The 25,988-nt window shown below is 64.1% G+C and carries 24 protein-coding genes; 10 read left to right on the top strand and 14 right to left on the bottom strand.

Annotation, left to right across the window (positions count from 1 at the left end; translation table 11 throughout):
* Nucleotides 1-30 precede the first annotated feature (30 nt).
* Complete coding sequence (locus tag J3D46_RS04845) at nucleotides 31-1,575, top strand: CdaR family transcriptional regulator (RefSeq protein WP_253465360.1); 1,545 nt, start codon at nucleotides 31-33, stop codon at nucleotides 1,573-1,575.
* A gap of 12 nt (nucleotides 1,576-1,587) precedes the next feature.
* Here the strand turns inward: J3D46_RS04845 and J3D46_RS04840 are convergent, their stop codons facing one another.
* On the bottom strand, nucleotides 1,588-2,031 hold the full coding sequence (locus J3D46_RS04840) for a YdeI/OmpD-associated family protein (RefSeq protein ID WP_231341719.1): 444 nt from the start codon (nucleotides 2,029-2,031) through the stop codon (nucleotides 1,588-1,590).
* Nucleotides 2,032-2,122: 91 nt separating this feature from the next.
* Between J3D46_RS04840 and J3D46_RS04835 the strand changes: the two genes are divergently transcribed.
* Nucleotides 2,123-2,359: a DUF2630 family protein gene (locus J3D46_RS04835; RefSeq protein ID WP_253465357.1), complete on the top strand. Its 237-nt coding sequence runs from the start codon at nucleotides 2,123-2,125 to the stop codon at nucleotides 2,357-2,359.
* On the opposite strand, the gene J3D46_RS04830 is transcribed toward J3D46_RS04835, so the two are convergent.
* Both J3D46_RS04830 and J3D46_RS04825 read right to left on the bottom strand, forming a co-directional pair.
* The gene (locus J3D46_RS04830) at nucleotides 2,360-3,502 is read right to left on the bottom strand and encodes a glycerate kinase (protein ID WP_253465354.1); all 1,143 of its coding nucleotides are present in this window, start codon (nucleotides 3,500-3,502) and stop codon (nucleotides 2,360-2,362) included.
* Nucleotides 3,503-3,562: 60 nt separating this feature from the next.
* Complete coding sequence (locus tag J3D46_RS04825) at nucleotides 3,563-4,525, bottom strand: D-2-hydroxyacid dehydrogenase family protein (RefSeq protein ID WP_253465351.1); 963 nt, start codon at nucleotides 4,523-4,525, stop codon at nucleotides 3,563-3,565.
* A 74-nt stretch (nucleotides 4,526-4,599) separates the two neighbouring features.
* On the opposite strand from J3D46_RS04825, the gene J3D46_RS04820 reads away from it, so the two are divergent.
* Complete coding sequence (locus tag J3D46_RS04820) at nucleotides 4,600-6,417, top strand: glycoside hydrolase family 2 protein (protein ID WP_253469145.1); 1,818 nt, start codon at nucleotides 4,600-4,602, stop codon at nucleotides 6,415-6,417.
* Between the two features lie 81 nt (nucleotides 6,418-6,498).
* Here J3D46_RS04820 and J3D46_RS04815 read toward each other — a convergent pair whose 3' ends face one another.
* Both J3D46_RS04815 and J3D46_RS04810 read right to left on the bottom strand, forming a co-directional pair.
* The gene (locus J3D46_RS04815) at nucleotides 6,499-7,296 is read right to left on the bottom strand and encodes a glycerophosphodiester phosphodiesterase (protein WP_253465349.1); all 798 of its coding nucleotides are present in this window, start codon (nucleotides 7,294-7,296) and stop codon (nucleotides 6,499-6,501) included.
* Between the two features lie 13 nt (nucleotides 7,297-7,309).
* On the bottom strand, nucleotides 7,310-7,579 hold the full coding sequence (locus tag J3D46_RS04810; protein WP_159700177.1) for a hypothetical protein: 270 nt from the start codon (nucleotides 7,577-7,579) through the stop codon (nucleotides 7,310-7,312).
* A gap of 133 nt (nucleotides 7,580-7,712) precedes the next feature.
* Here J3D46_RS04810 and J3D46_RS04805 point away from each other — a divergent pair, with 133 nt between their 5' ends.
* Complete coding sequence (locus tag J3D46_RS04805; protein WP_231342280.1) at nucleotides 7,713-8,579, top strand: SDR family oxidoreductase; 867 nt, start codon at nucleotides 7,713-7,715, stop codon at nucleotides 8,577-8,579.
* A 68-nt stretch (nucleotides 8,580-8,647) separates the two neighbouring features.
* A complete protein-coding gene (locus tag J3D46_RS04800; protein WP_253469143.1) occupies nucleotides 8,648-9,499 on the top strand; it encodes an isoprenylcysteine carboxylmethyltransferase family protein in 852 nt (283 codons plus the stop codon).
* Between the two features lie 33 nt (nucleotides 9,500-9,532).
* On the opposite strand, the gene J3D46_RS04795 is transcribed toward J3D46_RS04800, so the two are convergent.
* Nucleotides 9,533-10,402, bottom strand: coding sequence for an isocitrate lyase/phosphoenolpyruvate mutase family protein (locus tag J3D46_RS04795; protein WP_253465346.1), 870 nt, complete (start codon nucleotides 10,400-10,402; stop codon nucleotides 9,533-9,535).
* A gap of 18 nt (nucleotides 10,403-10,420) precedes the next feature.
* The gene (locus tag J3D46_RS04790) at nucleotides 10,421-11,230 is read right to left on the bottom strand and encodes an HAD family hydrolase (protein ID WP_231342288.1); all 810 of its coding nucleotides are present in this window, start codon (nucleotides 11,228-11,230) and stop codon (nucleotides 10,421-10,423) included.
* Between the two features lie 96 nt (nucleotides 11,231-11,326).
* On the opposite strand from J3D46_RS04790, the gene J3D46_RS04785 reads away from it, so the two are divergent.
* Complete coding sequence (locus J3D46_RS04785) at nucleotides 11,327-12,385, top strand: glutathione S-transferase family protein (protein WP_253465343.1); 1,059 nt, start codon at nucleotides 11,327-11,329, stop codon at nucleotides 12,383-12,385.
* Between the two features lie 9 nt (nucleotides 12,386-12,394).
* Here J3D46_RS04785 and J3D46_RS04780 read toward each other — a convergent pair whose 3' ends face one another.
* Together J3D46_RS04780 and J3D46_RS04775 are read right to left on the bottom strand one after the other, a co-directional pair.
* Nucleotides 12,395-13,330 carry a carbohydrate kinase gene (locus J3D46_RS04780; RefSeq protein ID WP_253465340.1) on the bottom strand — a complete coding sequence of 312 codons (936 nt, stop codon included), beginning with the start codon at nucleotides 13,328-13,330 and terminating at the stop codon, nucleotides 12,395-12,397.
* 39 nt (nucleotides 13,331-13,369) lie between these two features.
* Nucleotides 13,370-14,191 (bottom strand): alpha/beta hydrolase, encoded by an 822-nt coding sequence (locus J3D46_RS04775; protein ID WP_231342299.1) that lies wholly within the window; start codon nucleotides 14,189-14,191, stop codon nucleotides 13,370-13,372.
* Nucleotides 14,192-14,301: 110 nt separating this feature from the next.
* On the opposite strand from J3D46_RS04775, the gene J3D46_RS04770 reads away from it, so the two are divergent.
* The 3 genes from J3D46_RS04770 to J3D46_RS04760 all read left to right on the top strand — a co-directional run bounded on the left by J3D46_RS04770 (nucleotide 14,302) and on the right by J3D46_RS04760 (nucleotide 18,012).
* Complete coding sequence (locus tag J3D46_RS04770) at nucleotides 14,302-15,408, top strand: GTP pyrophosphokinase family protein (protein ID WP_159700193.1); 1,107 nt, start codon at nucleotides 14,302-14,304, stop codon at nucleotides 15,406-15,408.
* Nucleotides 15,409-15,414: 6 nt separating this feature from the next.
* Complete coding sequence (locus tag J3D46_RS04765; RefSeq protein WP_253465337.1) at nucleotides 15,415-16,911, top strand: SulP family inorganic anion transporter; 1,497 nt, start codon at nucleotides 15,415-15,417, stop codon at nucleotides 16,909-16,911.
* 105 nt (nucleotides 16,912-17,016) lie between these two features.
* Nucleotides 17,017-18,012, top strand: a complete 996-nt coding sequence (locus J3D46_RS04760) for a bile acid:sodium symporter family protein (protein WP_253465333.1) — start codon at nucleotides 17,017-17,019, stop codon at nucleotides 18,010-18,012.
* Nucleotides 18,013-18,015: 3 nt separating this feature from the next.
* Here the strand turns inward: J3D46_RS04760 and J3D46_RS04755 are convergent, their stop codons facing one another.
* Nucleotides 18,016-19,020 carry a LacI family DNA-binding transcriptional regulator gene (locus J3D46_RS04755; protein ID WP_253465331.1) on the bottom strand — a complete coding sequence of 335 codons (1,005 nt, stop codon included), beginning with the start codon at nucleotides 19,018-19,020 and terminating at the stop codon, nucleotides 18,016-18,018.
* Between the two features lie 129 nt (nucleotides 19,021-19,149).
* On the opposite strand from J3D46_RS04755, the gene J3D46_RS04750 reads away from it, so the two are divergent.
* Nucleotides 19,150-20,397 carry a D-arabinono-1,4-lactone oxidase gene (locus J3D46_RS04750; protein WP_253465328.1) on the top strand — a complete coding sequence of 416 codons (1,248 nt, stop codon included), beginning with the start codon at nucleotides 19,150-19,152 and terminating at the stop codon, nucleotides 20,395-20,397.
* Nucleotides 20,398-20,400: 3 nt separating this feature from the next.
* On the opposite strand, the gene J3D46_RS04745 is transcribed toward J3D46_RS04750, so the two are convergent.
* From J3D46_RS04745 to J3D46_RS04730, 4 genes are read right to left on the bottom strand one after another with little or no spacing between them, the layout of a single operon-like run.
* Nucleotides 20,401-22,158, bottom strand: a complete 1,758-nt coding sequence (locus tag J3D46_RS04745) for a biotin carboxylase N-terminal domain-containing protein (protein WP_253465326.1) — start codon at nucleotides 22,156-22,158, stop codon at nucleotides 20,401-20,403.
* On the bottom strand, nucleotides 22,158-23,822 hold the full coding sequence (locus tag J3D46_RS04740; protein ID WP_253465322.1) for a 5-oxoprolinase/urea amidolyase family protein: 1,665 nt from the start codon (nucleotides 23,820-23,822) through the stop codon (nucleotides 22,158-22,160). The genes J3D46_RS04745 and J3D46_RS04740 overlap by 1 nt, the downstream gene beginning before the upstream one ends.
* 6 nt (nucleotides 23,823-23,828) lie before the next feature.
* Nucleotides 23,829-25,178: an MFS transporter gene (locus J3D46_RS04735; RefSeq protein ID WP_231342319.1), complete on the bottom strand. Its 1,350-nt coding sequence runs from the start codon at nucleotides 25,176-25,178 to the stop codon at nucleotides 23,829-23,831.
* Between the two features lie 47 nt (nucleotides 25,179-25,225).
* Nucleotides 25,226-25,984 carry a LamB/YcsF family protein gene (locus tag J3D46_RS04730; protein WP_231342320.1) on the bottom strand — a complete coding sequence of 253 codons (759 nt, stop codon included), beginning with the start codon at nucleotides 25,982-25,984 and terminating at the stop codon, nucleotides 25,226-25,228.
* Nucleotides 25,985-25,988 lie beyond the last annotated feature (4 nt).

Here is a 25,988-nt window from a genome sequence, read left to right as displayed (position 1 = left end):
GTAACCATCGAGGAGAACCGGAGAAGCTGAATGATCCCTCCGATCCCGCTGTGGTCCGTCACGACTCACCTCCCGGCGGGCGTGGTGGAGAGCGTCGGGGAACCTGGTATCGCAACGGTTTCGTCGCTGGTGGCCTTGACGGGGAACCTGGCCGAGGTCAATCGCCAGGTCCGCGAACAGCGGAACCTCGACGGCGACCCCCTCACCCTCCGCAGCTGCATCCTGCTACCCCTTGAGCCGTTGCCCTCCGGCGTCTCCTGGGACGTGGAGGCGCTGTTGGCGCTGGCGTCCACGTCCGGCGTCGTGGCCCTTGCCGTAAAACTGCAGAACGACGACGGCGCGTTGCCGCCCAACGTGACAAGGCTCGCCGAACGCTTGGGGCTGGTGGTGTTGGCCGTCCACAACACGTGGCAGTTCGGGATGGCTGCACAGGAGCTTCTGTCCGGCGCCGCGCATCGTCAGGGGCAGTTGATCTCCCGCGTTGCGGCCGAGTGCCGGATGCCGTACGGCTCGCTCAGCCATCTGTTACAGCGATTGGGAGTGGCGATCGGGCATGAGGTGATGCTGGTGGATCCTTCCGGGAAACTGATTTCCGCTGAAGACAGCGGTCCGCGTGCCGACGGAGATACGCAGTCCGGTGGCACGGAGATTCTCGCCCCTGTTCATCGGGAGCAGGACAACAGTCCCCGGCTGAGGGTGATACTTGGTCCCGCACCGGATCAGGAACGGGCCGCCGTCCGGGCGGCTTTGGAAGTGGCAGCCATCGCGGTTTCCGAGCTGCTGTCCCGGCAGCGCCTTGAAAGGGAGCGCGATGCCCGGCACCGGATTGCCCTGTTGGGCGAACTGATCGACAACGCCGGGACCGTCAGCCCATCCTTCAGGGCCAGGGCATTGGAGCTGGGCTGGACCTTGGACGGCTTTCACATAGCTTTCCGGGTGATCACCCGCCAGCCGGTGGACTTGGTGGCCCGAAAGCCGGATCTGGACCGTGCCCTCCTACGCGAAAAGATCGATGCTGCAACGGTGGAGCAGTCCGACGGCTGGGCAGGATGGATCTCCTTCCCCTCCAAACCGGACCCGGCCGAGGTCAGCAGGATCAGCAACGCCCTCCGCAGGGCTCAACGGGAGCTCGCGTCCACCATTGCCACTCAATTCGGGGTGGGGAGGATGCAGGCGCAGCCGGAAGGAATCGTCCGTTCACTTGAGGAAGCCAATGATGCCGCCCGCATCGCCGGGGCAAGGGAGAACTCCGGCTACTTTGTGCACGTGGACCGATTGGATATGGCCCAGCTGCTGCTGATCTGGACCCGCACCGACACGTTCCGCCCCGCCGCCCGGGAGCTCCTGGCGCCACTCCTCAAAGCCGGACCCGAACTCCTGCAAACCCTCACCACGTTCCTGGACTGTGAGTCTTCGCTGACCGAAACAGCTGCGATCCTCAATGTGCACCGCAACACGGTCAGTGATCGCATCAGGCGGATTCAGTCACTCATCGCCATCAATCTGGAGGACCCCGAAGCCCGGCTGGCGCTGCAGCTCGCATGCCGGAGCTTGTTGATGGATAAGCCGGAGTAGGGCGGCAGGAAGCTACTTCTTCCCGGCTTTCAGGTCCGCAACCACCTTCGCGATCCGCCGGGCACGCGTTTCCTCCGTCTTGGCGTCCGCGATCGGCTCCACGTACCGCCGCTGGCTGCTGTAATTCAGGGTCCCGTAGAAGGCCTTCGCCTCCGGTTCGGCATCCAGCGCGGCACCCAAGTCCGCGGGCACCTCAATAACGCGCGGCTGGGTGTCCACTTCAAGGCCCACCTCGACGGTGTCGCCTGCAGCCGCGCCGGTGAGTTCGCGGTTGGCGGCGCTGACGCCCACCATGTATTTGCCGCCCATCACGGCGATGCTGCTGCGGTAGCTCTGGCCGTTGATGGTCACCACCACTGGGGGCCGCTTGCCGGCACCCAGCCCGTCAACGATCTCGTCGGGAACTTCGATGCCGGCCTTGTTGCCCTCGCCAATGATGGTGGTTGTGAATTTCATGTCCCAAGTATGCCGTTGGCCATTGGTAGACGCACTGCACCGACAGGACTACTTTCGAAATAACCACAATCCCCCACCAAAGGAGACACCCATGGACAACCAAGATCTCTTGGAACGCATTCAGTCGCTGGTCGAAGAAGAGCACCGCCTGCGCGACTCCGCCACCTCAGGAATGGGCGATGACACAGGACGCCTGGCCCAGCTGGAAGCCCAGCTCGACCAATGCTGGGACCTGCTGCGCCAACGCCGCGCCAAGAAGGACGCCGGCGGGAACCCGGACGACGCCTCGGCCCGAAGCGTCAACGAAGTCGAGGGCTACCGGCAGTAACTACGCTCCCTCGAGGACCTGGCTGGTAGCCCATGCAAGGTACTTGGCGGCGTTGGCGACGGCGTCGGCTACATCCGGGACACCATCCTTGCGCTGGGCAACGTCCAACAACTGCGCAGCAGCCACAATCCCATGCTTGGCCAGGTCTTCAGGTGTCACGGTGATGCGCCCAGCGACAGCGATGACGGGAATTCCGTGCAAGCTCGCGGCGTCGGCGAGGGCGATCGGCGCCTTGCCAGTAAGTGACTGCTCGTCCATGGAGCCCTCGCCGGTGATCACCAGGTCCGCCCCGCTCAAGTGTGAGGCGAGGCCCGTGAGTCCGGCCACCAGCGCGAAGCCGCCTTCCAGCGCAGCGTCAGTGAAAGCCAGGAACGACGCCGGGAACCCGCCTGCCGCCCCGGCCCCCGGAACGTTCACGTCCCGGCCCGTGGCTTCCCGAAGCAGCGAAGCCCAGTTGCGGAGACCGGCGTCGAGCTTCTCAACGGCGTCCTCATCGGCACCCTTTTGCGGACCGAAAACATGCGCGGCACCCTCCGGACCGTACAGCGGGTTCTGGACGTCGACGGCGATGCGGAACTTCACGGACGATAGCCGCGGATCCAGCTCGGAGACATCCAAGGCGACGACGTCGATGAGGGAACCTCCACCGAGCGGCACCACATTTCCGGCCGCATCAAGGGGCTTGAGCCCCAGTGCACGCAGGGCGCCACTACCGGCGTCGGACATTGCCGAGCCACCCAAGCCGAGCACGATCTCCGTGGCCCCGGCATCGAGGGCGGCGGCGATCAGCTGGCCGCAGCCGTAGCTGTGGGCGCGCAGTGAGTTCTCAGGCGTCGGCTCCATGTGTGCCAGGCCGGAAGCCATCGCGGTCTCGATGACGGCGCTGGCTCCACCCAAGGAATCCTTGCGGATCGCCCATGAGGCTCCCACAGGCTTGAGGATCGGTCCGACAACTGCGTTGTTCCGCTCCTCGTAGCCCGCGGCGATCGCGGCATCCAGAGTTCCTTCGCCGCCGTCGGCAACCGGGAACTGGGTGGTCACGGCATCCGGGTAGACACGGAGGGCACCTTCGGCCATGGCTGACGCGGCTTCGGCGGCGGTCAGGGATCCCTTGAACTTGTCAGGGGCGATGAGGATACGCATGGGTCCATCTTGCCAGCTTCGCTCGGAAAGCGCTTGCCCACGCGTAATGTAGCGGTCAGTTTACGCGCTGAGCACCCGAACAGGAGCCCCGCCCAGCCACGCCTTCACGTCCTCGAACGCTCCACCATAGAACTGCCGGTAACTCTCATGCGTCACGTACCCGACATGCGGCGAGAGCGCTGTCCGCGAAGAATGCAGCAATGCGTGGCTGGCCGGAAGGGGTTCGTCGTCGAACACATCCAGCGCGGCGCCGCGGATCCATCCCTCTTCCAAAGCCTGGATCAACGCGGCCTCATCCACCAAAGGTCCCCGAGCGGTGTTGACCAGCACGCCCTCCGGGCCCAGGAGACGCAACTCTTTTGCACCGACGATCCCCTCCGTCCGCTCGGACAAACGGAGGTGCAAGGTCACAACGTCAGACTCACGGAACAACTCCTCTTTGCTGACCTTCCGGACGCCGGCGGCCTTGGCGTCGTCGGCAGTGAGATTTTGGCTCCAGGCCAGGACATCCATACCGAAAGCCTTGGCATAGCCCGCGATTCGCTTGCCGATCTTGCCCAGGCCAACGATTCCCAGTGTCTTGCCTTCCAGTTCAAACCCGACGCCGGCCTGCCAGTCACCTGCTCGAAGCGAGTTCTCCTCCACAACCAGGTTCCTTGCGAAAGCCAGCAGCAGCGCCCACGTCAGCTCGGGCGCCGCGGCCGGCGAGCCACTGGTCCCGCACACCACAATCCCGCGCTCGGAGGCGGCCTCAAGGTCAATGGCGGCGTTCGCCATGCCAGTGGTCACCAACAGCTTCAGGTTCGGCAACGACTCAAGGACGTGCTGTGGAAAACGCGTGCGTTCGCGCATCGCCACAATGATGTCGAACGGCTCCAAGGCGGCCAACGCTTGCTCTTCCGATACAAAAGGCGCGCTGAAAACGCTCACCTTCACGCCGTCGTCGAGCAATGAATCCCACGGCGCGTAATCGCCGGAGACCTGCTGGTAATCGTCCAGGATGGCTAAACGGAATCGGGTCACGTCCCTTATCCTCGCGCGGCGGCCGGTGGTACTCAACCCCATCTCACGTTAGGTTTTTGAGTGTGAGCCAAAATGTGACCTCCGCCATGCCCAAGCCCGAGCACCCCCGCCCACAACTGATCCGCGAGAAGTGGATGAACCTCAACGGAACCTGGGGATTTGAGATCGACGCCGGTGATTCCGGTGTGGAGCGCGGCCTCACCACCCGCGAACTCGCCGGGGAGATCTTGGTTCCGTTCGCGCCGGAATCAGCGCTTTCGGGGATCGAGCACGTCGACTTCATGGAGGCCGTTTGGTATCGGCGAACGGTATCCATCCCACAGGAATGGGCCGGTCAGAATGTGCTGCTGCACTTCGGCGCCGTGGATCACGACGCCACGGTGTGGGTGAACGGGGTCGAAGTTGCCCGGCACCGGGGCGGGTTCACGCCCTTTACCGCGGACTTGGGCGGTGTGGTGGAGGCCGGTGCCGACGCGGTGATCGTGGTCCGCGCCCGGGATTCCCGGCACGAGATGCAAGCCCGCGGCAAGCAGGCCACCTGGTACAACAACACCCACTGCCAGTACACCCGGACCACGGGAATTTGGCAGACGGTGTGGATGGAAGCCGTGCCCGAGGTCTACATCAAACGACTCCGCATGACTCCCAACCTGGCGGACTCAAGCATCTCTGTGGAGGTGCCCATCAGCCAGAACCGGACGGGGCACACGGTTTCCGCGGTGCTCACTGACGGCTCGGGGATTCGCATTGAGGCCTCTGCGCGGGCGGATCTGGACCTCACCCCCTCACTTCGGCTGAACATCCCTGCCGAGGCCCTGCGCCCCTGGTCCATTGAGGATCCGTTCCTCTACGACCTTGATGTCAGCGTGCGGGACGGGTCCGGCGGAATAGTTGATCAGGCCAGCAGCTATGCGGCAGTCCGGTCCATCGCCTTGGACGGAAAAGTGGTCCGCATCAACGGGAAGCCGGTCTTCCAACGGCTGGTCCTGGACCAGGGCTACTGGCCGGAATCGCTCATGACCTCCCCGGACGAATCAGCACTGATCAAGGACATCGAACTGTCCATGGCTGCGGGATTCAACGGCGCCCGCCTGCACCAGAAGGTGTTCGAGGAGCGTTTCCTTTTTCACGCGGACCGTCTCGGGTATCTCGTGTGGGGCGAGTTCGGCGACTGGGGCGTCTCCGGCGGCGGCACCATCGGCCACAACCAGAAGCCGACCGCCAGCTTCGTAGCCCAGTGGCTCGAAGTGCTCAAACGCGACTTCAACCACCCCTCCATCATCGGCTGGTGCCCCCTCAACGAGACACACCAGATCCTGCACGACCGCCTGACGGTGCTGGACGACGTCACCGAGGCCATGTTCCTCGCCACCAAACTTGCCGATCCCACCCGGCCAGTGATCGATGCTTCCGGTTACGCGCACCGGATCCGGGAGACGGACATCTACGATTCCCACTCCTACGAGCAGGACCCGGACCGCTTCGCCATCGAACAGCAAGGCCTGGCGGACGGGAAGCCGTACATCAACCGCAAGGCGGACGGCGAGGAATACTCGGTGCCCTACGCCGGCCAGCCCTACTTCGTTTCGGAGTTCGGCGGCATCTGGTGGAACGAAGCCGAAGCCCGTCAGGCCGTGGAAGGGACCGACGTCGCCTCCTCGTGGGGGTATGGCCAGCGCGTCAGCTCGGAAGAAGAGTTCTACACCCGCTTCGACGGGCTCTGCTCAGTCCTGCTGGATAACCCGGACATGTTCGGCTACTGCTACACCCAACTGACGGACGTTTTCCAAGAGAAGAACGGCATCTTCACCTTTGACCGCGGCACAAAGTTCGACCTCGACAGGATCCGCGCGAGCCAAGTGCGCCCGGCGGCGATCGAAACCCAGCACTAGCCCGCCGAGATGGCATTTAATGCCCATGTTTCGGCGTGGGACTGTCATCAAATGGCATATCGCGGGGGTTTGGGGAGGCTTTTAGACCCACTGGCCCCGGCGCACCAGGACTTCCTTGAGGAGGTCCAGGCGGTCGGACACAATTCCATCGACGCCGAGGTCCAGCAGGCGCTCCATCTCCGCGGGTTCGTTGATGGTCCACACGTGCACCTGCCTGCCCAACCGATGAGCGCGGCGGATGAATCCCGGCGTCACCACCGGCAGCCGGCCGTAACGGACGGGAACTTGGAAAACGTCGACGCCGGCAAGCAGCTTGCGTGCCAAACGTGCCGGCAGCACGGGGCCCACGAGGACGAAGAGCGCCGTCAGTGAGCTTCCGGCGGAGGAAGCAACGCGGCGGGAGAGTCGCGACAAGACCGCCCGGCGCCGCTTGTCCGAGAAGCTAGTGACCAGGACCAGATCATGGATTCCGTGTTTCTCAATGGCCGCCGCCATGGGCCCCACGGAGTTCCAATCCTTGACGTCCAGGTTCAACCGGGCACCGGGCAGCGCTGAAACCAGCTCATCAAACGTTGGCACCGGCTCCACCCCGCCGATCCGCGCCACGGAGACTTCCGAGGCAGTCAATGATGCAATATCTCCCACCGAATCAGTCACGCGGTCCAGCGATAAATCGTGGAAGACCAGGAGCACTCCGTCCGAAGTGGTGTGGACATCCGTTTCAAGGTGCACGGTCCCGAGTTCCACTGCAGCTTTGAACGCGGCCATGGAATTCTCCAGCCCATCCAGGGAGAAACCTCGGTGGGCGAAGGCCAAAGGGCCCACAGAACCGTCCTTGCGGAGGAAATACGGCAGCGTCACACCCGTAGCGTAGCCCATTGCCAAGGTGCGGCTAGGACTCCTGCGGGAGGGCCGCCGTCGGCTGTGGAACGACCGCCACGCCGTCACTGACGTGCACCAGCGTTCGGCCGCGACCGCCGTCGAGCTCCACCCAAACCGCGGTGGCATCGCCGGTAACGGCGTCCACCACACCGGCCGATTCGTAGCCTGGCGTCAAGGTGACGTTGACGCGGTCGCCCTGGCGAAGTGAACGCCAGTGGTGATCCGGCTCAATCCGCCGCAATGGCGCGGTATTGACGTTGTTGATCCTGCGCTTGGCCATGTTTCCCCCTGCGAATCCGACTGGTTGACACGATGCGAACGGGTCCTTGGCTGGAAGCCTACGGAGCCAAGTTGAACGCCGGTTGTATGGAGGCTGGGAAACAGGTGACACTTGGGGCTGGCAAACTGGGGGCATGAGTGTGTTGATTGCCGGATGCGGCGACCTCGGAACTGAAGCAGGGCTTCGCTTCGTCGCTGCGGGCCATGACGTTGTGGGCCTGCGTCGGTCCCCCGGTAAGTTGCCATCCGAAATCCGCGGTGTATATGCGGACCTCTCCCAAGAAGTGCCCGCGCTGCCCGCCGACGTGGACATCGTCGTGGTGGCTATTGCGGCCGATTCCTCCACCGAAGAGGCATACCGGGCTGCGTACGTGAACGGCGTCAAAAACGTTCTGGACGCACTGGAACGCCAGTCCATCACCCCGCGGCGGATCCTTTTCGTCTCCTCCACGGCTGTGTATAAGGACTCCGGCGGAGCCGTGGTGGACGAGTCGACGCCCACGGAACCCACGCGCTTCAGCGGCAAAGTCCTGGTGGAGGCCGAGGATCTGCTGTTCGCAAGGACGCATGGAACCGGGACCCAGCCCATTTCCCTCCGGCTTGGCGGAATCTACGGGCCGGGCCGAACCCGGCTGATCGACCAGGTCCGCAGCGGCCAGGCGGTCATTCCTACCCAACCCCGGCACACGAATCGCGTCCACAGGGACGACGCCGCAGCCATGATCGTCCACCTCACCACCATGGACGAGGACCCAGGTCCCGTGTATGTCGGTGTGGACGACCACGCGGCGGAAATGGGCGACGTCCTGCGCTTCCTCGCGGCAGAACTTGGGTGCCCGGAACCCCCGACGGCGGCACCTGGCGGCGCGTCCGACGCCGGCCCCGGCGACAAGCGCTGCTCCAACGAGCGCCTCCGGGCGACGGGCTTCGAGCCCATCTTTCCCACGTTCAAGGAGGGCTACCGCGCGCTGTTGGCCGGCGAGGGCGTACGGCACCCTTGAAAGAGGGGGCTTCTCCTGTCCGAACCAACCCGCAGAGGTGGGGGCGGGCCTACTTCGCGGTCCAAGCCGTGGCTGGGCTCGCGTGGTGGATTGCGGTTTTCTTGTCACCTGCGGTGCGCACAGCCACCCTCGGAAGCCTGGACCCCATCGCCGTGGCAGCCTTCGACGTTCCCCTGTTCGTCATCGGCTCGGCCGTCGCCGCCTTCGGCATGAGGGCAGCAGCGGTGGTCGCTGCCGGCTGGACTGGAATCGTTGCCGTTGCCTTGGCCGGCTACGCAACAATCACTGCCGAGGCAGGCTGGGGTGTCCTGACCATGCTTGCCGCGACGGCGTGTTCGGGCGTAGCGCTCTGCTTCGTCATGCTGGGACGTGTCCCCACCGAGTTGATCGTGAGGGGACCGTTTGCCTTCCGTCCAGCACCGGCCCGCCGCCACACTGCAGCCCATGTAGGTGCAACCTTGGGTCAGATGGCACTCTTTTGGGGCTTCTTCCTGGGGCTGCTCCCCTTTGCCCTGGTTTGGCTGGAACAGCGCTGGGCGGTGTCCCTGCCATTCCACCCTATGACAGCTCCTGCCGGCGTGGTGGTTCTGCTGCTTGCCAGCGCCCTGGGGGTCTCTTCCGCGGTAACCATGTCATCCCGCGGGAGCGGCACGCCTTTGCCCTCTGCAATGCCCAACCACCTTGTCATCGCCGGCCCGTATCGCTGGGTCCGCAATCCGATGGCGGTCGCGGGCATCGCTCAAGGGCTCGCCGTGGGGCTCATTCTGGGCTCATGGCTTGTGATCGTGTACGCGGTATTCGGCTCGCTGCTGTGGAATTACGCCGTCCGGCCGCTGGAGGAAGCAGACCTGGAAGACCGGTTTGGCGCTGAATTCCGGCAGTACCGCGATTCAGTGCGCTGCTGGATTCCCCGCTGGTGAGGAACCTCGGCCAAGGCCGGAGGTCCCCCGGCTTCAGTGCGTGGTGGCGAACAGCCCGTTGAGGGTGCCGTAGTCGATGGCTTCGCTGACGGCCTTGTACGTGCCCTCGGTGTTCAGCTCTTCCGCGGCGCGATGGGCCACGGCGTAGGCGGCCTGGGCAATGCTGGACCCGAGGCTGACCCTGGAGACGCCAAGCCTTCCGAGTTCGCTGACGCTCAGCGAGCCTGCCCCCACCATGACGTTGACGGGGACGGAGATCCCAGCGGTCAACGCGGCAACGGTGTCTGCATCCGATGCTCCCGGAACAAAGATGCCGTCGGCACCGGCTTCCACATACTTCTCCGCCCGTGCAACAACCTCGGCGATCTGCTGCTCCAATGTTCCAAAACCTGCCAGGAACACATCGGTGCGTGCGTTGATGAACAAGTCCTGTCCCGCCTTCCGGGCAGCTGCGCGGGCTGCTGAGATCCGTGCGCAGAAGTCCAGGGGGTCACGGGAGCCGTCTTCCATGTTGATCCCGACAGCGCCGGCCTCAAGAATGTCGGCGACCGTCCTGGCGATCCCTTCCAGCGTTTCTGAGTAGCCGCCCTCTATGTCAGCTGTCACGGGCACCGTGACGGCGTTAACGATGCTGGCCACCACGGCCACGGCGCGCTCCCTCTCCAGCCGATCCCCGTCGGGAAGACCCAGAGACCAGGCAACTCCGGCGCTCGTTGTGGCCACAGCGGGCGCGCCTGCCGCCTCAGTGATGACGGCGCTGGCGACGTCCCAGGCGTTGCTCAACGCCAACGGTTTTTGGCTGGTATGGAGGGACCTGAAGTGGGCTGCGGTTCGGTTCTGTTCCGGGTTCATGGAGTCCATTCCACCAGCTGCGACTTTGGATATCTGGCGGAAATCGGACATAACCAGTTGTTGACGTAACTAGACCCGCTGCCCTGTCAGCTTTGCCTCGAGAATCTGGGCCACGCCGTCGTCGTCGAAGTGCGGCGCTTGCTGTCCGGCGGCGAGGATGGCCTCCGGGTGTCCACTGGCCATGGCATAACCGTGGCCTGCCCAGCGGAGCATTTCGATGTCGTTGGGCATGTCCCCGAACGCCACCACGTCGGCGGCCTCAATGCCCAGCGACTCGGCGTACTTGGCGAGCGTGACGGCCTTGTTGATGCCCGGCACGGACATCTCCAGCATCGCCGTCCGGGGTGCCGAGTGGGTTGTGGACACAAGGTGGGCTACGGCCGGCTGCACTTCGGCCAGGAATTCGTCCGGGGTTCCTTTGCGGGTGATCGCCAGGAACTTGACGACGGCGTCATCCGCCGTGAGCGTGTCCGCCAGCGGTGCGGGCGTGAACTCGGCGAGCAGCTCGCTGGTTTCGTTCTCGATGAAGCCCGGTTCAAGCTGGAAACCCGTGAGGGTCTCAACAGCGAAGAGGGCGTCCGGCCTGAGCGATTTGATGATCCGGCGGGCGTCGAAGACGGACTCAGCGTCCAGGACAGATGAGGAAAGGGCCTTTTCGGTTTCGAGATCCCACACCACGGCACCGTTGGAACAGATCACGATTCCGCTGTGCCCCAACTGCTCCTGCAGCGGATACAACCAGCGCGGCGGGCGGCCGGTGACAAAGACGAGTTCCACCCCTGCGTCGCGGCATGCCTGGAATGCCTTGATGGTCCGGTCACTGATTTTGCCGTCGTGACCGAGGATGGTGCCGTCAATATCGCTTGCTACGAGCCGCATCATGCCAGTCTACGTGGGTGCCACCAAGGCGCATTCCCTTTTGATCGAGCGCGATCGAACCCATGCAACGCCACCCCCGAAGCATAGGCTGGGTCAATGAGTGACCAGACAACAAGCGAAGAGCACAGCACACGCGGCGCGTACGTCACTGGCAGTGAGTTCAACCGCGACACCAACTACATCGAGGACCGCATCACCCGCGATGGCACTCCGGGACCCAACGGAGAACCGGGTTGGCCGGTGGAACCCGGACGGTACCGGCTGATAGCTGCACGGGCTTGCCCGTGGGCCAACCGCACCGTCATCGTCCGCAGGCTCCTGGGGCTCGAGGACGTCATCAGCCTCGGCCAGCCCGGCCCCACCCACGATGCCCGGTCCTGGACCTTCGACCTCGACGCCAACGGCAAGGACCCCGTGCTGGGCATCGAGCGGCTGCAGGAAGCATTCTTCCGACGCTTCCCGGAGTACCCCCGCGGCATCACGGTTCCGGCCATGGTGGACATCCGCAGCGGCGAAGTGGTGACCAACAACTTCCCCCAGATCACGCTGGACTTTTCCACGGAATGGACGGAGTTCCACCGTCCAGGTGCGCCCCAACTGTATCCGGAGCACCTGCGTGAGGAAATCGACCTGGTCAACAAGCGGGTGTTCACCGAAGTCAACAACGGCGTTTACAGGTGTGGCTTCGCCGGATCCCAGGAAGCCTACGACGCCGCCTACACCCGGCTCTGGAACGCGTTGGACTGGCTCGAGGAGCGGCTGACCGGGCAGAGATACCTCGTGGGTGACTCCATCACCGAGGCCGATGTCCGGCTCTTCACCACTTTGGCGCGCTTTGACGCCGTCTACCACGGGCATTTCAAGTGCAACCGGAACAAGCTCAGCGAAATGCCGGCACTATGGGCCTACGCCCGGGACTTGTTCCAGACACCCGGCTTCGGAGACACCACCGACTTCGTGCAGATCAAGCAGCACTACTACATCGTCCACGAGGACATTAATCCCACGCAGATTGTCCCTGCGGGCCCGGATCTGTCGGGCTGGCTCGCCCCTCACGGGCGGGAAGCGTTGGGCGGCAGCCCCTTCGGGGATGGCACTGCGCCAGGGCCGGTGAAGGCAGGAGAGGAAGTGGCCGCCGGACACGGGGCCTCCTAGCGGTTCCGCTCACGCAGCCCCGTGGTTGAGCTCGGCCCGCGTGGGCGGGTTGGCTCCCGCGCGCGAGACCGTGACTGCGGCGGCACGGGCGGCGTGATCCATGATCGAGGCCAGTGTTTCTGCCGGCAAGGCCCTCAGAGCGCCGCGGTTCTGCGCGCCATCCAGCCCATGGTCCACAATTGCGGACAACAACCCTGCCATAAATGAATCTCCCGCACCCACCGTGTCCACTACGGTCACCGAAGGCGCCGGAATCTGTGTTTCGCCTGACCTGGTGACACCCCAGGGGCCACGTGAACCGCGGGTCACCACCACCAAAGCAGGGCCTTCCTCGCCGCCCAGGGACAGCCACCGACGTGCGGATTCGGTCGGATCAACACCGGGATACAGCCATTCGAGGTCCTCGTCCGAAGCCTTCACGACGTCGGACAGCACCACAAAGCGCTCGGCCTGCGCCCGCGCGTACTCAACGTCCGTAATGATGCTGGGGCGGCAGTTGGGATCGAAGCTGATAGTGCTGCTCGGGTGGGCATGCTCGACGGCGGCAAGCACGTCTGCGGCGCCAGGCTCCAAAGCGGTGGCAATGGAACCTGTGTGCAGCAAAGTGGCGCCCTGCAGCATCAGCGGCAACCGTGCGGCGAGTCCGGGCAGTTCCCAGGCGAGGTCGAACACGTAGGTGGCGGCGCCGTCGTCGTCGATCTGCGCAGTGGCCACACTGGTGGGCTTCTCGTCCGGCGGAAGCGGCACCATCACTGAGCTTGAGCGAAGGTGTGCCGCCACGGAATCACCGTAGGCGTCGCGGCCATAACGACCGATGAACTGCACCGGGTGATCCAGGCGCGCCAATCCGACGGCAACGTTGAGCGGGCTCCCACCGACGTGCGCCTCGATTCCCGAAGGGCGTTGAACGACGTCGACCAGGGCCTCACCAATGACTGTCAGCATGGGACCACTCTGCCAGAGGCGGACCCCGCGAACCACAGATTACGAGAGCAGCCGCTGCACCAGCTCGCGGCACTTCTTGTAAGCGACGGCTTTGGGATCGATCAGGTCAAAATGGTCTCCGGGGACACGCAGCAGCTGGGCCGCACTACCGGCCGCCGTAGCCGCAGCTACGTATGCCTCGGACTGGCTGGCGGGGACGTCTTCGTCGTCCGTGGCGTGGACGGCATATATCGGGACGTCGAGCGGCAGCGAACTCATGGGGTCCGCATACTTATGCCGCTTGGGGAATCTATGGGAGTCCCCACCCATGAGGTTGCAGACGGCGCCGTTGCTGAGGTTCAGCTTCTCTGCCGCGGCAAGATTCAAGAGGCCGGACTGACTGACGACGCCGGTCAGGTGCACGGCGTTATCCTCGGGGCTGCGCTGGAGCTGGCGGTCGGCGTCGGGCGTGCCAATGGCCGAAAGCCGCTCCCGGCCCGCAGCCCAAACAGCCAAATGGCCGCCGGCTGAGTGGCCCAGGGCCACCACTTTGCCGAGCTGAAGATCATGGTCTCCGGCAATGGCGGACAAATGGTCGATGCCGGCCAGGATGTCCTCGAAAGTATGGGGCCAACCACCGCCGTTGCCGGCCCGCCGGTATTCGAGGTTCCACGCAGTGATGCCGTGCGCTGCGAGGTCCCGGGCGAGGGGCTCACCCAACTCAGCGCCGTACTGTGATCGCCAGTAGCCGCCATGGATCACAACGGCGATTCCACCGGCCACGGTTGATACGCCGCGATGGTTGCCGTTACTCGGTTCAGGTATGAAGAGTTCGCCCCATTGACTGGGGTGTTCGCCGTAGCTGTACTTGTGCCGCAACATTGCGCCCTCCTTTGTACTGAGCCTATCGTGACGGTTCGTTAGTTTGGCTAGAGGCACCCCGACGGCGAGTGGCTCGGTTCAGTGTCGGACCCGCCCCGTAAGCTGGGGGCATGGCAAGCAATTGGGACAGCCTGGACCAGGATCAGCGCGACGCAGTAGACGCGAACGTGGCGCTCTATGAGCGTGTCCGCCCTGCCCTGAAGCGGGTCACGCGGGATGTCCTGCTGACCTTGCGGGACATGCTGAATGACGCCGAGGTCACTCCCTTGTTCGTCACCGGACGGACCAAAACCGTGGAGTCTTTCCGCGAAAAGATTTCCCGCACCGATGATCCGCTGGAACCAGGCGGGCCCCGGGTCCTGAAATTCCCGGACCCCTTCCGCACGTTGAACGACATGGTGGGCATCCGTGTCATCACCAAGCTGCCGGCGGAAAACGCGGCCGTTGCCAACATCATCAAGCGCCAGCGTCAACTCTTCGATTGCCGTGGCGACCGCGAGAAGGACATCGGCTCCATCGAGTCGGGCACGTACGGGTACTCCAGCCGGCATCTCATTCTGCGCACGATCCAAAACGAGGCTGTCAAGGAATACCAGCAGGCGTTCAACCCGGACATGCCTGCCAATGGCAGCTACTTCTTCGAATGCCAGATCCGTACTGTATTCGCCCATGCCTGGAGCGAGATCGAGCACGATATCCGCTTCAAGGCCGAAGATCCTCGTGCCTGGACGCCGCACTTTGACCGCCAGTTCACTGCGACAGCGGCCATGCTGGAGACCGTGGAGAGCGCATTTGCCGACCTGCACGAGCGGTACGAGGAAGTCCGCAGCTATTGGGACCTCGAGGGCGAGGGCGGCTCACCGCTGACTCCCAACCGTGTTCGTGACGTCTGGCGTACGCTGCTGCCGCACGTTGACCGTAAAGTTGATGACGACTGGGGCTGGGCTGCCGAACTTCTCGCCGCCCACGGACTCACCAAGACCGTGGAGCTTGCCGGGTTGCTCAGCGCCAACCGGATCACGGAGGTCCGCAAGGCCCTGGACCACCGCTACTCCCCCGGTCCCGACCGCCTCCTGGATGACCTCCTGCTGTGGCAGTACGGAACCGAACACGTTGATCTCACCGCTGAGGCGCCCGACGTCGTTCCGCACCCGCGGCGCGACAGCCTCCAGCGGCGTCTTAAGCAGATTGAGCGATACCGCCAGACTGCACTCTAAGGACCCATGACTCCCGAGCAACTCATGTCACTGCGGGCGACTTTCCGCTCACCCCGCCGCCTTCTGACGGAATCCCTCGCGGGACTCGTAGTGGCTCTAGCGCTCATCCCGGAGGCCATCGCATTCTCGGTGATTGCGGGGGTTGATCCCCGCATCGGACTGTTCGCTTCCTTCACCATGGGCGTAGTCACCGCGCTTGTGGGCGGCCGCCCTGCCATGATTTCCGCGGCGACCGGCGCCGTGGCCCTGGTGATTGCCCCGGTAATGAAGGAACACGGGCTCGACTACCTGATCGCCACGATCATCCTGGCGGGCGTTTTCCAGATCGTCCTGGCCGTCCTTGGCGTCACCAAACTGATGCGGTTCATCCCGCGCTCGGTAATGATCGGCTTCGTGAATGCTCTGGCCATCCTGGTGTTCATGTCCCAAATGCCCGAGCTCTTCAACGTGCCGTGGATGGTCTACCCGATTGTCATTGTTGGTCTTGTCATCGTTTTCGGGCTGCCCCGTCTGACCACCGCCATCCCCGCACCCTTGGTGGCGATCGCGGCCATCACCTTGGTGACTGTAGTGGGTGGCATCGACGTCCCCACCGTCAGCGACAAGGGCGAACTCCCGGACAGCCTGCCCGGCCTCTTCCTGCCCAACGTTCCCTTGAACCTGGAGACGTTCCAGATCATCGCACCCTTCGCGCTATCGATGGCGCTGGTGGGCCTGCTGGAATCCCTGATGACCGCCAAACTGGTGGACGACATCACGGATACCCGTTCCAACAAGACGCGCGTGTCCTGGGGCCAGGGCGCTGCCAACATCGTCACGGGCTTCCTGGGCGGTTTGGGTGGTTGTGCTGTCATCGGGCAGACCATGATCAACGTGAAGGGCTCAGGTGCACGGAGCCGGCTCTCGACCTTCCTTGCCGGGGTTTTCCTGCTCATCCTGGTGGTGGTACTGGGGGACGTTGTAGGCATGATCCCCATGGCGGCCCTGGTAGCCGTGATGATCTTCGTTTCGCTGATTACCTTTGACTGGCATTCGATTCGTCTGTCCACGCTCAAGCGGCTGCCCAAGTCTGAAACCGCAGTCATGCTGATTACGGTTGCCGCCGTCGTGGCGACCCACAATCTCGCGGTGGGTGTCGGCGTCGGGGTCTTGACCGCCATGGTCCTGTTCGCACGGCGGGTGGCCCATTTCGCGACGGTCGAGCGGACGGAGCTGGAACTCAATGGCCAGAACGTTGCGACGTACACGGTGGACGGTGAGCTCTTCTTTGCCTCATCCAACGACCTCTATACGCAGTTCGACTATGCGAAGGATTCCTCAGAAGGCATAGATCGGGTGATCATCGACCTGCACGGCTCCCACATCTGGGACGCATCCACCGTCGCCGTACTCGATTCAGTCACGGAGAAGTACCGGAATCACGGGCGCGAAGTGGAGTTCATCGGACTCAACGAAGCCAGCGTCCGCATGCGCGAGCGACTGGCCGGCAAGCTCAACTCCTAACCTCACCCTGCCCAACTGAGTGCGGAACAGCGGTTGTCTGACATATTCCCCTGCGTGGATGTAAAGAAGTCGTTCGGTTTGGTCGCCGAGTGTGAGCATGGATGAATGCTTGAGGCAACCAATACACTCTCAAAAACCGAAGAACCTGCTGCGCCAGTGAACGCCGCCCTTGCCGCTGAAGCCAAGATTGCGCGCATTGCCGTCACAGTGTTCCCCCTTCTGGTAGTTGTTGCCGGCGTCCTGGGATTCCTGCTTCCGGACCTTTTCAAACCGATGGGCGTCGCAGTCCCGTACCTGCTCGGCATCATCATGTTCTGCATGGGCCTCACGCTCACCCCGCCTGACTTCGCCTCCGTGGCCCGCCGCCCATGGGCCGTAGCTCTGGGCATCGTGGCCCACTACGTCATCATGCCCGGCGCCGGCTGGCTCATTGCCGTGCTCCTGCAGTTACCACCGGAACTGGCTGTCGGCCTGATCCTGGTGGGTTGCGCGCCGTCGGGTACTGCATCGAACGTCATGGCGTTCCTGGCCAAGGGAGACGTTGCGCTCTCCGTAGCTGTCGCCTCGGTTTCCACGTTGATCGCACCTATCGTGACCCCCGCATTGACGCTCTTCCTTGCCGGGTCTTTCCTTCACATCGATGCCGGAGCCATGGTGATGGACATCGTGAAGACCGTGCTCCTGCCAGTTATCGCAGGGCTCTTGGCCCGCTTGTTCCTCTCGAAGCTCGTCGCGAAGGTTCTTCCGGCACTTCCGTGGGCATCCGCCGTCGTGATTTCACTGATCGTGGCGATTGTCGTAGCCGGCAGTGCCAGCAAGATCGTTGCAGCGGGCGCGATCGTGTTCCTTGCAGTGGTCCTCCACAACGGCTTTGGCCTGGGACTCGGCTACCTGGCCGGCAAGCTCGGCCGCCTGGACGACAAAGCACGCCGCGCCCTGGCGTTCGAGGTGGGCATGCAGAATTCCGGTCTAGCCGCGACGCTGGCCACGGCACACTTCGGCGCTTTGGCTGCCCTGCCGTCGGCCGTGTTCTCGCTGTGGCACAACGTCTCGGGTGCCATCGTTGCGGCCTGGCTTGCTCGCCGCCCGCTCAAGGACTAACGCCTAGCGCTGCGTGGTTCCCCGGTGGTGCAACTTCCACGGCGATGCAATCCGGATGCCCTCCGTCGGCGTGGTCCCGGCCAAGCGATCAAGCAACATTCGGACCACCTGCTCAAAGATCGGTTCCGGGCCCACTGTTGTCAGTGCGGGATCGTAGTCCTGGCCTTCGGTAGAATTCCCGACGCCGACAATCTGGACGTCCTCGGGCACCCGAAGCCCCAGACGATAAGCCGCGCGAATGGCCTGCAGCGCCTCCATGTCGTCCGTGCACAGGATGGCCGTGGGCCGGTCAGGTAGCTGGAGCAACTCAATCGCGGACTGATAGGCGGTGGCCGGACGGTGCTGCGACGTTCTCACCAAGGACTCGTCAAGAGGGATGCCCGCCTTCTCGAGGCCAGCCGCGTAGGCGGCGAAACGGCTCTTGGGACGGCCGGCCGGGTCCGCCCTCCGGATGCAGGCGATCCTGCGGTGGGACGCGGTGAGGAAATCCATGCACTCCTTGAGCCCGGCGTCAGCCTCAGGCGCCAGGACATCGAACCCAGCGGGCTTCATGGTTCCTGAGATCACCACCTGGGCGACACCGCGGCGGGCGAGCTCCGTCACGCTTTCGTCCTCGGACTTCGCCTCAGGGAAGTAGCCAATGATGACGCCATCCGCACCGCCGGACATCATGAACTTCCGCCAGTCGTCGCCCAACAGGATCACCGGCTGATACCCATGCTCCGGGAGGATCCGGGCCGCCGCAGTGGCGAGGGCCCTGTCCCATGGCCAATCGAGGTTTCCGATCGCCACGGCCACCACGTCCGTTTTGCCCCGGCGCATCCCTCGGGCCGCCTGGTTGGGTACATAGCCCAGTTCCTTCACCGCAGCCAGGACGCGGTCCTGCGTGGGCTGGCTGATCCGAGTGGTTCCACCGTGCCGGCCGGAAAGTACGTAGGAGACGGTGGTCAGCGAGACCTCAGCCGCCTTCGCTACGTCCCGGATGGTGGGCTTGGATCCCTTGCTCACGTGGCACTCCTGATAGACAGCGGGTTTCTTGAACTCTAGCCGCAATGGCGTGGACACCCCTTGACGGAATTAGTTGTGAACCTTAACAATTACGGGAGCCACTAAGTATCCGAGCGGGAAGATCATTCGATGAAGAACTGGGCAGGAAACCTTGAGTACTCGTCCGCGGAAATCCACCGCCCGACGTCGGTGGAGGAGTTGCAGGAGCTGGTAGCAAGCGCAACGCGGATCAAGGCACTGGGTTCCCGGCACTCCTTCAACACTGTGGCCGACACCGACGGCGTCCACATCCTCCTTGACGCGTTGCCCCAGTCGCTCCTGGTGGACGCCGCTAAGAGCACAGTCAAGGTCAGCGCCGGCATCAGCTACGGAGCCTTGGGCCGCGCCCTCGAGGAGCAGGGCTTCGCCATCCACAACCTCGCTTCACTCCCCCACATCTCCGTCGCAGGTGCCATCCAAACCGGCACGCACGGCAGTGGAGTCAAGAATCCCGCCTTGGCAGCCGCCGTCGTGGGTATTGATCTGGTGCGCGCCTCCGGCGAGCTGGTGACGCTCACAGCGGACGACGACGAATTCCTCGCCAGCGTGGTGGGCGTGGGAGCCCTGGGCATCGTGACGGGGCTGGAGCTCGCCGTGCGGCCGAGCTTCGAGGTCCGGCAGCGCGTGCTCACCGGTTTGTCATGGGAGGGTGCTTTGGCGAATTTCCAGGGCATCGCTTCCAGTGCCTACAGCGTCAGCTTCTTCACCGATTACACCGGCGACACCATCCCGCAGGTCTGGCTCAAGGCACTGGACACCGAGGCGCCCTTGCCGGACCTTTTTGGAGCGACAGCTGCGGCGGCGGCGATGCACCCCTTGCCGGATATGTCTGCGGAGAACTGCACCGAGCAGCTGGACGTCGCGGGAAAGTGGCTGGACCGTTTGCCGCACTTCCGCCACGAATTTACGCCGAGCAACGGAGAAGAGCTGCAGAGCGAATTCCTGCTACCCCTGGATCAGGCACCTGCTGCTTTGCAAGCGGTCCGTGGACTCGCCGACAAGTTGGCACCGTTGCTGTTCATCTCGGAAATCCGGACTGTAGCCGCTGACGAATTCTGGCTCAGCCCTTTCTACCAGCAGCAGAGTGTCGCGCTGCATTTCACGTGGAAGCCACTGCAGAGCGATGTGGAAGCAGTCCTCCCCGAGCTCGAGGAAGCCCTGCGGCCGTTCGGAGCCCGCCCACACTGGGGAAAGCTCTTCACGCCCAGCGGCTACGACTTCCCCGCGCTGTACCCACGATTCGAGGACTTCCGCGCACTGGTCCAGGCGCACGATCCCTCGGGAAAGTTCCGCAACAGCTTGTTGGACAGCGTGCTGGGCGTTGCCGTTACGTCCTAGCGGCTACTCGATGTGTGCCAGCACCGCGCCGGCAGTGACAACTCCGCCGGGTGCCGAGAGTACTTCGGAGAGCTTTCCGGTACGGTGCGCTGACACCTGGGTTTCCATCTTCATGGCTTCCAGGACCACCAAAGGGTCCCCGGCGGCTACGTCGGTGCCAGGTTCAACGAGCCACTTAACCACTGTTCCGGCCATACTCGAGACGAGTGCCGATTCCGCGGGAGAGTCGCCGGCCCCGGAGTCCGGCAGGCCCGTCACGTCGGCGGCGGCAGGGAGGCCCTGCCCTGAGCGTGCCCAGCCGTCCAGCAGGTCCGCCGGAAGCCCAACAGCCAGCCGTTTGCCGTCGACGTCAATGGTGATGGTTCGCCGTTCTCCCTCCGGTGCCACCACGTTGTACTCGGGGTCCACGGGGATCTGGTCGGCGAAGTCGGTTTCGATCCACCGCGTGTGAATGTTCAGGCCGGCAACGGAGGTGAAATCCTCGGACTCCAGGACCGCCCGGTGGAATGGCAGCACCGTGGGCAGGCCCGTGATGTTGATTTCGGCGAGGGCACGGCGCGCACGGCGGAGTGCCTGCTGTCGGTCGGCTCCAGTGACAATGAGCTTGGCCAACAGAGAGTCGAACTGCGGGGCGACGAACGAACCCGAACGCACGCCGGTGTCCAAGCGGATGCCCGGCCCGGTGGGTGATTCGAAGGAAGACACTGTGCCCGGTGACGGCAGGAATCCGCGGCCAACGTCTTCGGCGTTGATGCGGAACTCGAAGGAGTGCCCACGTGGTGTGGGATCCTCGGTGATGCTCAGCGGCAACCCGGCCGCGATTCGGAACTGCTCCTGCACAAGGTCGATTCCGGCGGTTTCCTCCGTGATGGGGTGCTCAACCTGGAGGCGTGTGTTGACCTCAAGGAAGGCCACGGCACCATCGGCGGAGACCAGGAACTCTACTGTTCCGGCACCGTAGTAACCGGCTTCGCGGACGATTGCCTTGGAGCCGTCATAGATCTGCTGGCGCTGGGAGTCGCTCAGGAAGGGAGCCGGAGCTTCTTCCACGAGTTTCTGGTGGCGGCGCTGCAGCGAGCAGTCACGCGTTCCCACCACAACCACGTTGCCATGGACATCCGCGATGATCTGGGCCTCTACGTGACGGGGCCGGTCCAGGTACTGTTCCACGAAGCACTCGCCCCGACCGAATGCGGCCACAGCCTCACGAACTGCCGAGTCGAAGGCTTCCTCCACCTCGGCGAGTTCGCGGACTACCTTCAGCCCGCGCCCACCACCGCCAAAAGCAGCCTTGATGGCAAGCGGAAGGCCATGTTGCTCGGCAAAAGCACGGGCTTCAGCGGCAGATGACACCGGTCCGTCGCTGCCTGCCACCAGGGGCGCTCCGGCACGGACGGCGATCTCGCGGGCGGTGATCTTGTTGCCCAACTGACGGATCGACTCCGGCGAGGGGCCTATCCACTCAAGTCCGGCGTCGAGCACTGCCTGCGCGAATTCGGCGTTCTCCGACAGGAAGCCGTATCCGGGGTGGACGGCGTCTGCACCGGACTGCGCGGCAACGGCGAGCAGCTTCCCGATGTTCAAGTACGTCTCAGCGGGCGAGTTTCCGTCCAGGCTGTAGGCTTCGTCGGCGGCGCCAACATGCATGGCGTCGGCGTCAATGTCGGCGTAAACGGCCACCGAGGCAATGCAGGCGTCGTCGCAGGCTCGGGCGACGCGGACGGCAATTTCGCCGCGGTTCGCGATCAGGACCTTGCGCATCAAATACTCACTTCTTCCGGAGTCGTGGTGAAGGGTGTGGTGGCGTCCAGTGAATCCGGTACGAACCGGAAGCGGATACGCCCGCCAAGAGGGACTTGGGCGGCACGGTCCAGGTGTTCATCGCAAACCACTCCGATTACCGGATAGCCGCCAGTGATGGGGTGGTCCGCAAGGAACAACACGGGGAGCCCAGCGGGTGGGATCTGGAGTGCTCCGGCCATGGTCCCTTCACTGGGAAGCTCACCTTCGCGCGTGCGTTGGAGCGGTGCTCCGTCCAAACGCATGCCCACCCTGTTGGACTGCGGCGTGACCAACCATTCCTGGCTGCACAATGAATCCAGGGCTTCCTGGTCGAACCAGTCGGCGCGTGGCCCTGGAACTACGTCCAATACCGTGACGCCGGCGCCGGGGAAATCCGGTTGCAGTTCGGGGCTGCCAACTGCGGTGGAGACCGTGGCCTCGCCGATCGGGAGCTCCTGCCCGACGGCCAGTGGGGCCGGTCCAATCCCTGACATCGTGTCCGCCGAGCGGCTGCCCAGAACCTCGGGAACGTCCACTCCGCCACGGATTGCCACGTAGTTTCGGAACCCGGACTCGGGCGCACCCAGGGTGAGCACTTCGCCGTCGAGCAGCGCGAAAGCTGTAGCCATCGGAACGGTCCGCGGCGCGCCCGGCGCGGAGTCGTCGTCGGACTCAACCAACGACGGCGGCTGGACAGTCAGGGTGGTCGGCGCACCTGCCACGGCAATCACTTGGTCGCCGATGGCCTCAACCGTGAGCCCGCCATTGACGGTCTCAATGGCGGCGACCGAGGAGCCATTGCCTACCAGCCGGTTGGCCCGTCGCAGCGACGCCCGGTCCAGGGCACCAGCGGCAGAGACACCCAGCGGGCCAAAGCCTCGACGGCCGAGATCCTGGATGAGGCTCTGTGCGCCCGGGTTGAGGATCCTCACTCCGGACTCAGGGTGGTGCTCCGTTTCAGGTTCGCGCGCCACCGAAGCTCCGGTGGTCACGACGTCGCGCACGGCCCGGTACTGAACGCGGTCGCCGGGCCTCACAAGCGCTGGCTGCGCGCGGTCCAGGTCCCACATCCGTGCGCCGGTCCGGCCAATCAACTGCCAACCGCCCGGTGAACGGCGGGGGTAAACGGCTGAGTACTGACCACCGAGAGCAACGGATCCGGCGGGAACTGCCGTGCGCGGGGAAGACCGGCGAGGGACCGTGAGGGCTTCGTTCTCGCCCACCATGTAGCCGAAACCGGGCGCGAAGCCAGCGAAGGCGACGGTCCAGATCTGGCCTGTGTGCGCGGCAACAACGCCATCCACGCTCAGTCCGGTCAGCTCCGCGACGTCAGCGAGATCGTCGCCGTCGTACACGGTGTCGATGACTACCAGCCCGGAGTCGGTGACCTCCGGCGTGGTGAGTTCCAGCTCCAGCAGCCGCGCACCGATGGCACGTGTGGCTGCCGCTGACTCACCCACCACCATGACCGTTTCCGCGGCGGCGAGTACATCTACCTGGCCGGGAAGCGGGGACTTATAGAGCATGTCCTGCAGGGCGAGCACGTCCTGCAGGCCGTCCAATTCGGCCAGAACGGCACGGGTGCCGACGGGCCTGACGGAGCGAACCCTTTTAGCGGTGGTCGTTTGCATCACGGTTTCCATTTTTAGCTACGCCGCCGGCTGAGCGTGTGTCCCCTGCATCAACCGGATATCTTCCTCCGGCTCGGGGTCGCGGCCGAGGAGCATGCCCACGATCGTGACAACAGCCGCGACGAGGATGTACACGGCAATCAGGTACCAGCCACCGCCAGCGGCGCCGTAGAGGGCCGTGAAGATGATGGGTGCAACAGCTCCACCGATCACACCGGCCAGGGTGTAGGCCAGCGAGCTGCCAGCGTACCGGAGTCGCGCCGGGAACTGCTCAGTGATGAAAGCGGCCTGCGGGCCGTACATGAAGGCGTGGAGCGCCAGGCCAATGACGGTGCCCACGGTCAGCATGGCCACTGACTTGCCCTGGATCATCAGGAAGAACAGCGGGATGTAGGCAGCGGTGGCTGCTGCAGCGATGCCGTAGACCCAGCGACGGTTGAAGCGGTCAGTCAGCGCTCCGGCCAGCGGGATCAGGAACAGCTGGAAGGCTGAACCGATCAGGATGGCGGAGAGGACATTGCCCGTGGTCATGCCCAATTGCTTGGTGGCGTAAACGGCGACGAACACAGTGAACAGGGCGTACAGGATGTCGGGGCAAACGCGGGAGAGAGCCGCGGCCACCAACGCCTTGGGTTGCGTGGTGAAGACTTCCTTGATGGGAGCCTTGGGACGGTCGCCCTGGGCCTGGATGGCCTTGAACACCGGGGTTTCTTCCAGCTTGAGGCGGATGACCAGGCCGAAGACCACCAGGAGAGCGGAAGCGAGGAAGGCTACGCGCCAGCCCCAGGAGAGGAATGCTTCGTCGCTGAGGGACGCGGCGAGAATGGCAAGGACGCCGTTGGCCATGAGGTTGCCGGCGGGCGGGCCGATCTGGGCGGCAGAAGACCAGAAGCCGCGCTTGTTCGGGTCACCGAATTCGCTGGACAGCAGCACTGCGCCGCCCCACTCGCCGCCGACGCCGATGCCCTGCGCCAGACGCAGCAGCACAAGGATTGTTGGAGCCGCCACCCCGATGACGGAGTAGTCGGGCAGGGCGCCGATGAGCACTGTTGCCACGCCGATGAGGACGAGCGTGAAGACCAGGACGTACTTGCGGCCGATCTTGTCACCGAGGCGACCAAAGATGACGCCACCGATCGGACGGGCCAGGTAGCCCACCGCGAAAGCTGAGAACGAGAGAAGCAGTGCAACAAACTCGTCATTGCCCGGGAAGAAGATCTTGGGGAACACGAGGGCCGAGGCCACCGAGTAGATGGCGAAGTCGTAGTACTCCAGCGAGGTGCCGGTGAGGCTGGCAACGTACGCCTTGAGCGCGCCGGGCGGTGGCTTCCTTGTCACTGCCTTGGCTGCATTGTTGGTGCTGGTCATGATGTCCTCCGGGGGGATGAGGGATGGTGCGGGGCGCCCGGGATGGGCTAGAGGAACGAGCCGACAGTTACGCCGGCAGCGCCCAGAGCGGACTTCACGGCGGTAGCCATAGCAACGGCTCCGGGTGAGTCACCATGCACGCAGATGCTTTCCGCGCGGATATTCAGGATGGAACCGTCAATGGTCCTCACGGACTGTTCGGTGGCCATCCGCAGGACGTGCTCCGCCACTTCAGCAGGATCGTGAAGCACGGCACCTGGTTGTGAGCGGGAGACGAGTGTTCCATCAGGGTTGTAGGCGCGGTCAGCAAATGCCTCGGCAACGCCCCGAAGACCGGCTTCTTCAGCAAGACGCAGGACTTCGGAACCTGGGAGGCCGAGGATCGGAAGGTTGGGGTCCACCGATTTCACAGCATCGACGACGGCACGCGCCTGAGCGGTGTGCTTGACGATCGCGTTGTAGAGGCCGCCGTGCGGCTTCACGTACTGGACGCGCGCACCTGTGGTGGCCGCCAACGCCTGCAGCGCACCGATTTGGTACACCACGTCATCGGCCAGTTCATGGGGATCGATGTCCATGAAGCGGCGGCCGAATCCGGCGAGGTCGCGGTAGCCAACATGGGCACCAATCACGACGCCGGCCTGTACCGCCTTAGCGCAGGTGCTGCGGATGACGCTGGGGTCGCCGGCGTGGAATCCACACGCAACATTTGCGCTGGAGACGGACTCAAACATGGCAGCGTCATCGCCGAGCGTCCAGCGTCCGAATGACTCTCCGACGTCGCTGTTCAAATCGATGATTGCCATGATG

This window comes from Paenarthrobacter sp. A20 (assembly GCF_024168825.1).
In the GTDB taxonomy this organism is placed as follows: domain Bacteria; phylum Actinomycetota; class Actinomycetes; order Actinomycetales; family Micrococcaceae; genus Arthrobacter.
This window is presented reverse-complemented; position numbering and strand designations above follow the sequence as displayed.

Excerpts from the sequence above, each read along its gene's own strand:
- J3D46_RS04845 (WP_253465360.1), top strand. The coding sequence starts at position 31 with ATGATCCCTCCGATCCCGCTGTGGTCCGTCACGACTCACCTCCCGGCG.
- J3D46_RS04840 (WP_231341719.1), bottom strand. The coding sequence starts at position 2,031 with ATGAAATTCACAACCACCATCATTGGCGAGGGCAACAAGGCCGGCATC.
- J3D46_RS04835 (WP_253465357.1), top strand. The coding sequence starts at position 2,123 with ATGGACAACCAAGATCTCTTGGAACGCATTCAGTCGCTGGTCGAAGAA.
- J3D46_RS04830 (WP_253465354.1), bottom strand. The coding sequence starts at position 3,502 with ATGCGTATCCTCATCGCCCCTGACAAGTTCAAGGGATCCCTGACCGCC.
- J3D46_RS04815 (WP_253465349.1), bottom strand. The coding sequence starts at position 7,296 with ATGGGCTACGCTACGGGTGTGACGCTGCCGTATTTCCTCCGCAAGGAC.
- J3D46_RS04810 (WP_159700177.1), bottom strand. The coding sequence starts at position 7,579 with ATGGCCAAGCGCAGGATCAACAACGTCAATACCGCGCCATTGCGGCGG.
- J3D46_RS04805 (WP_231342280.1), top strand. The coding sequence starts at position 7,713 with ATGAGTGTGTTGATTGCCGGATGCGGCGACCTCGGAACTGAAGCAGGG.
- J3D46_RS04795 (WP_253465346.1), bottom strand. The coding sequence starts at position 10,402 with ATGTCCGATTTCCGCCAGATATCCAAAGTCGCAGCTGGTGGAATGGAC.
- J3D46_RS04790 (WP_231342288.1), bottom strand. The coding sequence starts at position 11,230 with ATGCGGCTCGTAGCAAGCGATATTGACGGCACCATCCTCGGTCACGAC.
- J3D46_RS04785 (WP_253465343.1), top strand. The coding sequence starts at position 11,327 with ATGAGTGACCAGACAACAAGCGAAGAGCACAGCACACGCGGCGCGTAC.
- J3D46_RS04780 (WP_253465340.1), bottom strand. The coding sequence starts at position 13,330 with ATGCTGACAGTCATTGGTGAGGCCCTGGTCGACGTCGTTCAACGCCCT.
- J3D46_RS04775 (WP_231342299.1), bottom strand. The coding sequence starts at position 14,191 with ATGTTGCGGCACAAGTACAGCTACGGCGAACACCCCAGTCAATGGGGC.
- J3D46_RS04770 (WP_159700193.1), top strand. The coding sequence starts at position 14,302 with ATGGCAAGCAATTGGGACAGCCTGGACCAGGATCAGCGCGACGCAGTA.
- J3D46_RS04765 (WP_253465337.1), top strand. The coding sequence starts at position 15,415 with ATGACTCCCGAGCAACTCATGTCACTGCGGGCGACTTTCCGCTCACCC.
- J3D46_RS04760 (WP_253465333.1), top strand. The coding sequence starts at position 17,017 with ATGCTTGAGGCAACCAATACACTCTCAAAAACCGAAGAACCTGCTGCG.
- J3D46_RS04750 (WP_253465328.1), top strand. The coding sequence starts at position 19,150 with ATGAAGAACTGGGCAGGAAACCTTGAGTACTCGTCCGCGGAAATCCAC.
- J3D46_RS04745 (WP_253465326.1), bottom strand. The coding sequence starts at position 22,158 with ATGCGCAAGGTCCTGATCGCGAACCGCGGCGAAATTGCCGTCCGCGTC.
- J3D46_RS04740 (WP_253465322.1), bottom strand. The coding sequence starts at position 23,822 with ATGGAAACCGTGATGCAAACGACCACCGCTAAAAGGGTTCGCTCCGTC.
- J3D46_RS04735 (WP_231342319.1), bottom strand. The coding sequence starts at position 25,178 with ATGACCAGCACCAACAATGCAGCCAAGGCAGTGACAAGGAAGCCACCG.
- J3D46_RS04730 (WP_231342320.1), bottom strand. The coding sequence starts at position 25,984 with ATGGCAATCATCGATTTGAACAGCGACGTCGGAGAGTCATTCGGACGC.